At 62.7% G+C, this 9003-nt stretch carries 8 protein-coding genes and 1 pseudogene; 4 read left to right on the top strand and 5 right to left on the bottom strand.

Annotated elements, in window-relative coordinates:
* Window positions 1–1440: pseudogene (locus tag B3H86_RS04820) on the top strand (tipN); the annotation flags it as partial.
* Window positions 1441–1524: 84 nt separating this feature from the next.
* Window positions 1525–2145, top strand: coding sequence for a hypothetical protein (locus B3H86_RS04825; RefSeq protein WP_292051543.1), 621 nt, complete (start codon window positions 1525–1527; stop codon window positions 2143–2145).
* Here B3H86_RS04825 and B3H86_RS04830 read toward each other — a convergent pair.
* Window positions 2108–3295: an MFS transporter gene (locus B3H86_RS04830; protein WP_292051545.1), complete on the bottom strand. Its 1188-nt coding sequence runs from the start codon at window positions 3293–3295 to the stop codon at window positions 2108–2110. The genes B3H86_RS04825 and B3H86_RS04830 overlap by 38 nt on opposite strands.
* A gap of 51 nt (window positions 3296–3346) precedes the next feature.
* On the opposite strand from B3H86_RS04830, the gene B3H86_RS04835 reads away from it, so the two are divergent.
* Together B3H86_RS04835 and pip are read left to right on the top strand one after the other, a co-directional pair.
* Entirely contained in the window at window positions 3347–3721 is a 375-nt protein-coding gene (locus B3H86_RS04835; RefSeq protein WP_292051547.1) for a DUF423 domain-containing protein, read from the top strand.
* An 18-nt stretch (window positions 3722–3739) separates the two neighbouring features.
* Window positions 3740–4714, top strand: a complete 975-nt coding sequence (gene pip / locus B3H86_RS04840; RefSeq protein WP_292051549.1) for a prolyl aminopeptidase — start codon at window positions 3740–3742, stop codon at window positions 4712–4714.
* Between the two features lie 4 nt (window positions 4715–4718).
* Here pip and B3H86_RS04845 read toward each other — a convergent pair whose 3' ends face one another.
* From B3H86_RS04845 to B3H86_RS04860, 4 genes are read right to left on the bottom strand one after another with little or no spacing between them, the layout of a single operon-like run.
* Window positions 4719–5186 carry a DUF6173 family protein gene (locus B3H86_RS04845; protein WP_292051551.1) on the bottom strand — a complete coding sequence of 156 codons (468 nt, stop codon included), beginning with the start codon at window positions 5184–5186 and terminating at the stop codon, window positions 4719–4721.
* A gap of 21 nt (window positions 5187–5207) precedes the next feature.
* The gene (rodA, locus tag B3H86_RS04850) at window positions 5208–6365 is read right to left on the bottom strand and encodes a rod shape-determining protein RodA (protein ID WP_292051553.1); all 1158 of its coding nucleotides are present in this window, start codon (window positions 6363–6365) and stop codon (window positions 5208–5210) included.
* Window positions 6362–8350: a penicillin-binding protein 2 gene (gene mrdA, locus B3H86_RS04855; protein WP_292051555.1), complete on the bottom strand. Its 1989-nt coding sequence runs from the start codon at window positions 8348–8350 to the stop codon at window positions 6362–6364. Before mrdA ends, rodA begins: the two co-directional genes overlap by 4 nt.
* Window positions 8347–8865, bottom strand: coding sequence for a hypothetical protein (locus tag B3H86_RS04860; RefSeq protein ID WP_292051557.1), 519 nt, complete (start codon window positions 8863–8865; stop codon window positions 8347–8349). Before B3H86_RS04860 ends, mrdA begins: the two co-directional genes overlap by 4 nt.
* Between the last annotated feature and the right edge of the window lie 138 nt (window positions 8866–9003).

Consider the following 9003-nt stretch of genomic DNA (forward strand, 5'->3'; position numbering starts at 1 on the left):
GCCGACATGGCCGCCGCCGCCAATGAAGCCCAGGACGCCGCCCGCATCGCCGCCGAGGACCTTGGCCGTCAGACCCTGCGTCTGGAAACCGCTGGCACCGGCGTTACCGAACAGATCAAGGCGGTGGAAGACGGCCTGAGCCAGCAACGCGCGGCCCTCGTGACCGCCGCCTATTCCCTGCGGACCGATCAGGAAGACTTTGCGGCGCAGATCGAAAGCCAGCGCGCCCAGTTCATCGAGCACCTGAGCCTGACCCGCAACGCCGCCTCCGAGCTGAACCAGACCGGCGACCAGATCGCCGATGGCATCAAGAACCAGGTCGAGGCTGTGCTGGAACAGTTCCGCACTCTGGTGAACATGTCCCAACGCGAAGCCGAAGGCTTTGACGCGGCCACCAAGCTCTCGCTCGACAAGTTCGAAGTGCTTGCCGCCGAAAGCCGCGAGCGCCTGCTGATGGAAACCCGCACAGCGGTCGAGACGCTGAACCGGGCCGCTCTGGAACAGCGGCAACTGGCCGAACAGGCCTTGCAGCAGGCCCAGATCCGCGCTGACCGTCTGGGCGAAAGCCTTTTCGATGCCGCGCGTCAGGCCGATGACGCCGCTGAATCCCGCATTGCCGGTGCCCGTCGTATCGTCGACGAAACCCTGAAGCTGGTCGATCATACAGGCATCGAGGCCATGTCGCGGCTTGAATCCCTGACCCAGCGCGTGAACGAGGCGCTGGCCCGTATCGAGGGTTCCGTCCGCGAACTAGACGAACGTGCAGCCCGCCTTCCTGAAGAAGCCGCCCAACGCATGGCTGCCGTGCGTCAGACCGCAGAGCAGAGCCTTGCCTCCCTGTCCGACGCCTCGCGCCGTGCCGCAGCAGAGGCCGAAGCCCTCGACATGGGCTTCCAGGATCGGGTCCGTAAGAACTACGAGATGGTCAATGAAGCCGTCCGCCTGATGGGGACGCCAAAGTCAGAGCCGGCACCTACCGACCTGCGTGTACCGCTGCGACCGGCACCGTCACTGCATGAGCCTGTAGCGGCCCCTGCCCCGGTTCAGCCACCAGTTCAGGCCCCGGTTCAGGCACCGCCCGCCGTGCCGATCAGTGTCCTGACCGAGCGCGCTGTCAGCTCGATCCGCCGCATGGGGGTCGATCCCAACGCCCTGCTGCCACGCGCCCGCATCGAGGACGCGGCCTATGCCCTGTCACGTCAGGATGTCGTACGTGCCCGCCAGATCGTGCGCCGCGTCGCCCCTGCCGCCGTGCGTAGCGTCAATCGCCGCATTGCCGCAGACGTCGAACTGCAGAACGACATCCTCAACTATATCGAGCGTTTCGCAGCCGTTCTGGCCGATTATGGCGACGACCAGAATGCCGTTAACGCCCGTCTGGCCACCGACGAAGGCCGCGCCTTCCTCATCTATGATGCGGCTTTAGGCGAAATTCAGTGAAGTGACGCAACCTAAACAGGGCTTGACCGCTTCCGACTGAACACGCAGGTTCCATCGCACTTGGGCAGGAGTAACATTCAGCGAATGGCACTTTCGACGCATTTGCCGCAAGACCGCGTGGCCGAACACGATCGCCGCCCGACCATTATTGTCTGTAATTGGTCGCAGGAAGATCCGGCCTGGGATCTGGTCGAGGACCTGTCGGGTGTGCCGTGGCAACCTGAAACAGCCCACACCGAACTGGTCGAACCGACAGGCGACATTGCCAGCATGTCCGAACAGTTGGCCGAACGCCTGCTGAACCACGATGTACGTGCCCTGCTTTTGATCGGACGTACACGTCATGAAGGTCCCGCGCGCGTTCAACTTCGCGCGGAGATCCCGCACGAAAACGGCAAACGGATATCGACGGATACGCCCGGGGTCGTCCGCTCAACCGGACCGGCCGGTGAGATCATCGATGCGGTGACAAAGGCGCACGTCTCGATCGTTGCCTCGTCCGAACACGAGCCGGACGCAGGCAGCGAGCTGCTCTATGACCTGCTGACACGTATGGAAGCGACGCTGGAAACGCCCGCCATATCGCTGCTGCGTTTCCCCTCGTCCATGAGCGAAAGCAATATCGCCCAGGCCGTGAAGGCTGCGGTTACCGTGATGACCCAGAACCTTACGCCACTTCCGCGATTTGGCTCAGGTCGCGCCTGACCTCTGCACGCACGGCCATGACGGCATAGACGCCCACGACGGCCAGACCCGCCATCGGCAGATAGCCCAGACCGCCCCACTTGTCGTAAAGCGGGCCGGATGCGGCCGTGGCCAGCCCTGTCATCAAGCCGGAAGACAGCATGGATGCAAGGGTCTGGGACGAGGTGTGATCCTGACGGGGGCTCAGTGTGCTGACGATTTCGACACTGCCCAGATAGACCGCCGCAAAGGTCAGGGCATGTAGCGCCTGCAGCGGCAGCAGGAAGGCCACAGACGGTTCTGTCGCCATCAGCAGCCAGCGCAGCACGGCGGCTATCCCGCCGATGATCACCAGTGTGAACGGGCCGATGCCGACCTTGCGGCGCCACGGGTCGATCAGCCACATGAAGACGATTTCACCGGCGACAGCAAAGGCCCACAGCAGGCCCGTCGTGCTTTCGGCAATGCCCTGCTGTTTCCAGAGAATGGCCGAGAAGCTGTAATAGAAGCCGTGGGCAGCCTGAATGGCCCCCACCCCCAGAACCGCAATCATGAATGTGCGGTTTTTCAGGAGCCGCCCTAGTCCCTTGAACCGTTCGCGTCCGGACTGGGCGATGCCGCCCTCGCTGACTTCGACCGCCGGAAGAGCCAGCACGGAGAAGACAGCGCAGAGTGCGCTGGCCGCCACGATCCATATGATGACCGCCTGTTCGGAAACCTGCGTCAGCAGTGCCCCCATGCCGATATTGGCCATCACGAAAGCCAGAGAGCCAAAGCCGCGCGGCAGGCTGAACGGATAGCCATCGCGCTGGGCCACACGCAGGGTCAGAACATCGATCAGCGGGATGATCGCGGCACAGGCGGTGGCCCCCACGAACCAGAACAGGCCTCGCAACAGGGTGCTGTCCACCAATGCCGCCGCGCCATAGCCCAGCGCCATCGCCAGACCCAGAAGCGCAATCGCCGTCTTGCGGTAGTGAAAGCCGTCCGCCCAGACCGCCATCAGGGGTCCGGTGGCCAGCCGCCCGACCATAGGCAAAGCCAGCAACAGGCCGATCTGTGCGCCTGACATGCCGGTAGAGGCAAGCCATAGGGCCGCGAACGGCATGACCACACCCGTGGTGCCGAAAAGCAGGGAATACTGGAGCGAGACGCGCACGGCCGATTTCATGGCCGCGCCGGTAGCAGAGACTTCAGGTCGGATGTAGTCTAAACCTTAGTCATGAATGCCAACCGTAATCTCGTCTTTTTCGCGGCTTTGAACGGTGCGATGTCCGTCGCTGTCGGCGCATTCGGCGCCCACGGCGTGGAGCCGCATCAGGCGGCACTTCTCCAGACCGGAGGACATTACCAGATGGTGCACGCTGTTTTGGCCGCCGCCATTGGGTTTTGGCCTGCTGCCGGACGGATGGGCACAGCAGCCGGATGGCTGGTTTCAACAGGCGGTCTGGTCTTCTGTACCGCGCTTGCATTTGTGGCTTTAGCTGGACTTCGCGTCATGGGAGCGGTCGCTCCCATCGGCGGGACCTTGATGATTTTGGGCTGGCTGTTGCTGGCCGGGCACGCTGTGCGAGGCATGGCTGTCCAGAACGTGTAACTTACAGAAAGAACCCTGATGGCCTTTCCTCCGATCACTGCACCCCGGCGCGAACTGTACCCCGAGATTGACGCTTACAATCACGGCTGGCTCCAGACCGACAGCGTCCATGAAGTCTATTGGGAAGAAAGCGGTAATCCGGACGGGATTCCGGTGATCGTTCTGCACGGCGGACCGGGCGGTGCGGTCAATCCGGCCATGCGCCGTTACTTCGATCCGGCGGTCTATCGCATCGTCATGTTCGACCAGCGCGGCTGCGGCCTGTCGCGCCCCAACGCCAGCCTGGAAAACAACACCACCTGGGATCTGGTGAACGATATCGAGGCCATCCGCGAGATGCTGGGCATTGACAGATGGGTGGTCTTTGGCGGCTCGTGGGGGTCCACCCTGTCGCTGACCTATGCGATCAAACATCCCGAGCGCACCCGCGCGCTGGTCCTGCGCGGCATCTTCCTGATGACCAAGAAGGAACTGCACTGGTTCTATCAGGACGGCGCATCCATGATCCATCCGGACCTGTGGGAGAGCTTCCTGGCTCCAATCCCCGAGGATGAACGCGACAACCTGATGGCCGCCTATTACAAGCGCCTGACGGGCGACAATATCGAAGAGCGCAACCGCTGCGCCGTGGCATGGGCCACGTGGGAAGGCAACACCGTTACAGTCGCAGGCGCCAATGGCGCGCCCGACAAATTCGCCGATCCAGAGTTCGCCGTGGCCTTTGCCCGTATCGAGAACTGGTATTTCACCAACGGCGGCTTCTTCGAGAGCGAGAACTGGATCATCGAAAACGTCGACAGGATCCGCCACATCCCGACGTGGATCGCCCAGGGCCGCTGGGACGTGGTCACGCCCGCCTCGGGCGCATGGGCGCTGCACCGCGCCTTCCCCGAAGCCAAGCTGGAGATTATCGGCGATGCCGGCCACGCCAGCAGCGAGCCGGGCATCATCGACAGCCTGATCCGCGGCACCGACTGGGCCGCAAAGCAGTAAGACCCTAGCCTATCCGGGCGGACGGGTTGGTATTCTTGACCAACTCGTCCAGCCGGAACCCGATCCGGTTGGGTTCTGCCTGATTTTCAGGCTTTTTGATCGCGCTCAGCACCACGTTCATCTGGGCATAATGCTGGATCAGGCGGACGGGCTTACCGTCTGCATTGCGGCCAAAGAACATGATCAAATCCGGCCCCCAATAGCCGACATCGAGGATCTGCATCGTGCCGTCACCGGGCAGGCCGACAACACTGGCACCGATCTCCTCGTCCTTGTTCAGGTTGGCCTCAAACTCCTGAATGAGTTTGGACAGGCGTACAAAGGCCCATTCCGCCGGATTGTCGCGCATACGAACCGACAGGTCCTGTACCGCGTCGGCATTGGCGGGATCAGAGGTAATGGGCTGCGGGCACGGTTCGGCACCACAGTCGGAAAACATGGCCGGATCTGCCTTGGGTAGGGGCTCGGTCATGCCCTACCCTAACCGCCGATATCAGAAGAGACCATGCCCCTTGGGCAGTTCGGCATAGCGGTGAACCCGCGTGGACAGCACCAGACCGAAGCCGATCATCACCGTCATCATCCCCGAACCACCGTATGACAGCATCGGCATCGGAACGCCCACAACAGGCGCAAGACCCATAACCATCGCGCCATTGATCAGCACGAACATGGCGACAAACGACACCATGCCCGCAGCGGCAATGCGGCCGAAATGGCTGTGCGACAGGGACGCGATGCGCAGCGCAATCAAGATCAGCGCGGCATAGCAGACCAGTACCGCCGATGTGCCCAGAAAGCCGAACTCTTCGGCCAGGGTCGAAAAGATGAAATCGGTATGACGTTCGGGCAGGAACTCCAGCTGGCTCTGGCTCCCCAGACCAAATCCCTTGCCCATCAAACCGCCCGATCCCAAAGCGATCTTGGACTGGATGATGTTGTATCCCGTGCCGGACGGGTCCATTTCGGGATTCAGGAAGTTCAGCACCCGGTTGCGTTGATAGTCATGCATGAAGAACATGACGAACGGCGGCACGATGACAACAGCCGCCAGTGCTGCGGCACCGATAACCCACCAGCTAAGCCCCGCCAGAACCATAATGGCCGCGCCGGTCAGGCCGATGATCATGGCTGAGCCCAGGTCTGGCTGGTATGCTACCAGCACAAACGGCACGCCAATCATCCCTGCCGGAATGATCAGCTTCCACGACCAGCGGGCTTCCTGAGCCGAATGGTTGTGATACCAGCGCGCCAGGGCCAGCACCAAGCCGATCTTCATGAACTCTGCGGGCTGGATGCGGATGACACCGAGGTTCAGCCAGTTCTTGGCCCCGCCCGCCACATAGCCCAGAGGCGAGAAGTCAACGAGCGCCACCATGACCAGAAGCACACCGTAAAGCGGATAGGCCGAACGGAACCACCACTTGGGATGCACCAGTGCCAGAAACAGCATGGCCACCAGCAGTACGCCAAAGCGCAGCAGGTGTTTGGCGGCCCACGGCTCCCAAGACAGCTTGCCCAGCGAATAGAGCATCATGGTGCCCACACCGGCCAACAGCGCCAGCAGGCCCACGATCCGCCAGTCGATCTGAGTCAATTTGGTAGACAGGCGCTCGCGTTCACCGGGGCGCGTCAGGGCGGATGCAGTCATCGCGGCTCCTCCGAGGCGGGAGTGTCTACAGGCGGGGCCGCACCGTAGTTCAGTTCGTCCTCGGTCAAGGGACCGGTCGGCTCGGGCGGCAGAGGACGTTCGATACGGGCGCGCATTTCCGGATCTTTGAGCAACGCCACCTTCATGATCTCGCGCGCGCGGGGTGCGGCGTCGGCCGAACCGCCCGCCGGGGCGTGCTGGATGATCAGGGCAATGGCATAGCGCGGCGCATCGTGCGGCGCGAAGGCCACGAACAGGGCGTGGTCGCGTCGGCTCCAGACCGCATTGCGCGGGCCACGCGATTCACCGGGCTTGTAGTCACGCGACTGGGCGGTGCCGGTCTTACCGGCCATCTTGATGTCGCCCAGCCCCAGTTGCGACGCGCGATAGGCCGTACCCGTCACATCATTGGCCACCGACGCCATGCCGGCGCGGACGATATCCAGATGCTCGTCCGAGAAAGGCAGGTCCGGCACGTCGCCGCCCGACGGCTGGTCTACGCCGCCGATGGATTTGATAAGGCGCGGCTTGATGGCCTTGCGCCCGTTGGCCAGGCGCGCCGTCATCACGGCCAGTTGCAGCGCCGTGGTCGAGATGGCCCCCTGCCCGATCGAAACCGACAGGGTTTCACCCGGATGCCAGACAGGGTCACGCGGACGGGCCTTCTTCACCCATTCGGTCGAGGGCAGCAGGCCCTTGGATTGGCCGTCGATGCCGATCTCATAGGTCTGGTGGAAGCCCAGATCCTCGGCCACGCGTTTGATCCGGTCCACGCCCGCACGGTTGGACAGGTGGTAGAAATAGGTGTCGCACGAGTTCTTGATGGCATTGTGCATGTCCATCGCCCCGTGACCGCTCTTCTTCCAGCAACGGAAGGTGCGCCCACCGAAACGGTAGCCGCCGGTGCAGACAACACGCTCTGACGGGCTGATGCCGGCATCGAGGAAGGCCAGCGCCGTGGTCATCTTGAAGGTCGAGCCCGGCGGGAATGTGCCGTAGATCGCCTTGTCCAGCAGCGGACGCCGCTCGTAGTCGGCCAGCGCGCGGTAGATTTTCGAGGGGACGCCACCCACAAACAGGTTCGGGTCAAACGACGGTGACGACACCATCGCCAGAATGTCGCCGTTGCGCACATCCATGACCACACAGCCGCCCGACTCTTCGCCGAACACCTCAAGCGCGCGGTTCTGGATGTCGTTATCCAGCGTCAGAACGACTTCCGATCCCGGTACGGCGGGTTTTGAGCCGGCGATGTCCTCGGCCACAACGCGACCGCGCACATCCACTTCGACGCGGTTTCCGCCCGGCTCGCCGCGCAAATGCTGGTCCAGCGCCTTCTCAACGCCCTGACGACCGATCCGGTAGCCGGGATTGTAGAGGATCGAGGGCACTTCCTCGCCGCGATCACGAATGGCTTTGACGTCGCGGTCCGAAACCTTGGCCACATAGCCGACGACATGGGCATAGGCCCCGCCGTGCGGATAGTAGCGGGCCTCGTTCATATCGGCCATGACACCCGGCAGGTCCGCCGCGTGAAGATTGACCTTGGAAAACTCTTCCCACGTCAGATCGCTTTTGACCGGAACGGGCGAGAAACGCGGGGCGGCGTTCACCTCACGGATAATGGTACGGCGTCGATCCAGCGTATCAGGCAGAAGACGGCCCAAGATATCCAGTGTCTGGTCCAGGTCCTTGGTTTCATCGCGCACGACCAGCACGCGGAAACTGGGCCGGTTGCCTGCAATCACCACACCGTTGCGGTCTTTGATCAGGCCGCGCGGCGGGGGCACAAGGCGGAAGTTGAACTGGTTCTTTGTCGCCAGGGTCGCATATTCATCGGCCTGAACGATCTGGAGCTGGCTGAGGCGTCCGACCAGCAGACCCAGACCGGCCAATGTCGCACCGCCAAGCACCACCGTCCGGCGCAGGAACGAAGCCTGTCGCTCGTTGACATCGGTGAAAAACAGTTGGGGTTCACTGCTCACATGAACCTCACATCATTGTCGTCAAACTTCTGCATCAGCCAGTCAGCGACCGGGAACAGCAAAAGCGTGGGCAGCATTTGTCCCACCAGCGGCATGATCGCGGGCGCATTGTCCGTTTGAAGCACGGTCACCAGATAGGCGATGAAATAAGCCAGCACCACCGATCCGGCGTAAAGACCGAAATTCACGATCGTCGCATGGCCCGACATGAAGATGCGCATGATGAGCATGAAGCCATAGACGGCCATCAGGCTCAGCGCCCATAGCCCCATCGGGCCACCCCAGAACAGGTCCAGAAACAGGCCCAGACCGAACAGGACCACAGGCCCGAGCGCCGAAGGACGGATCATGGGCCATGCAAAGGCCAGCACCAGCGGAAACACAGGCTCGGGCAGAGACAGACCAAATAGCCGCAGCGGTGTGGCCAGAAGGATCGTCAGCGCCATAGCCACCAGTGCCGGATAGACGACCCATTCCAGCGGACCGACAACCCGTACCGAGATTGGCCGCCTCATCCCGGTGTATTCCCGTCAGTGGATGGTGCCGCCGGGGCGCTGGCCGCCTGCTCCTGCTGGATACGGCGGGCTTCGGCTTCGGCACGTTCGCGGGCGAGGGCATTGGCCTCGGCCTGACGGGCACGCTCGGCGGCTGCG

This window comes from Brevundimonas sp. UBA5866 (assembly GCF_002432125.1).
Lineage (GTDB): Bacteria > Pseudomonadota > Alphaproteobacteria > Caulobacterales > Caulobacteraceae > Brevundimonas.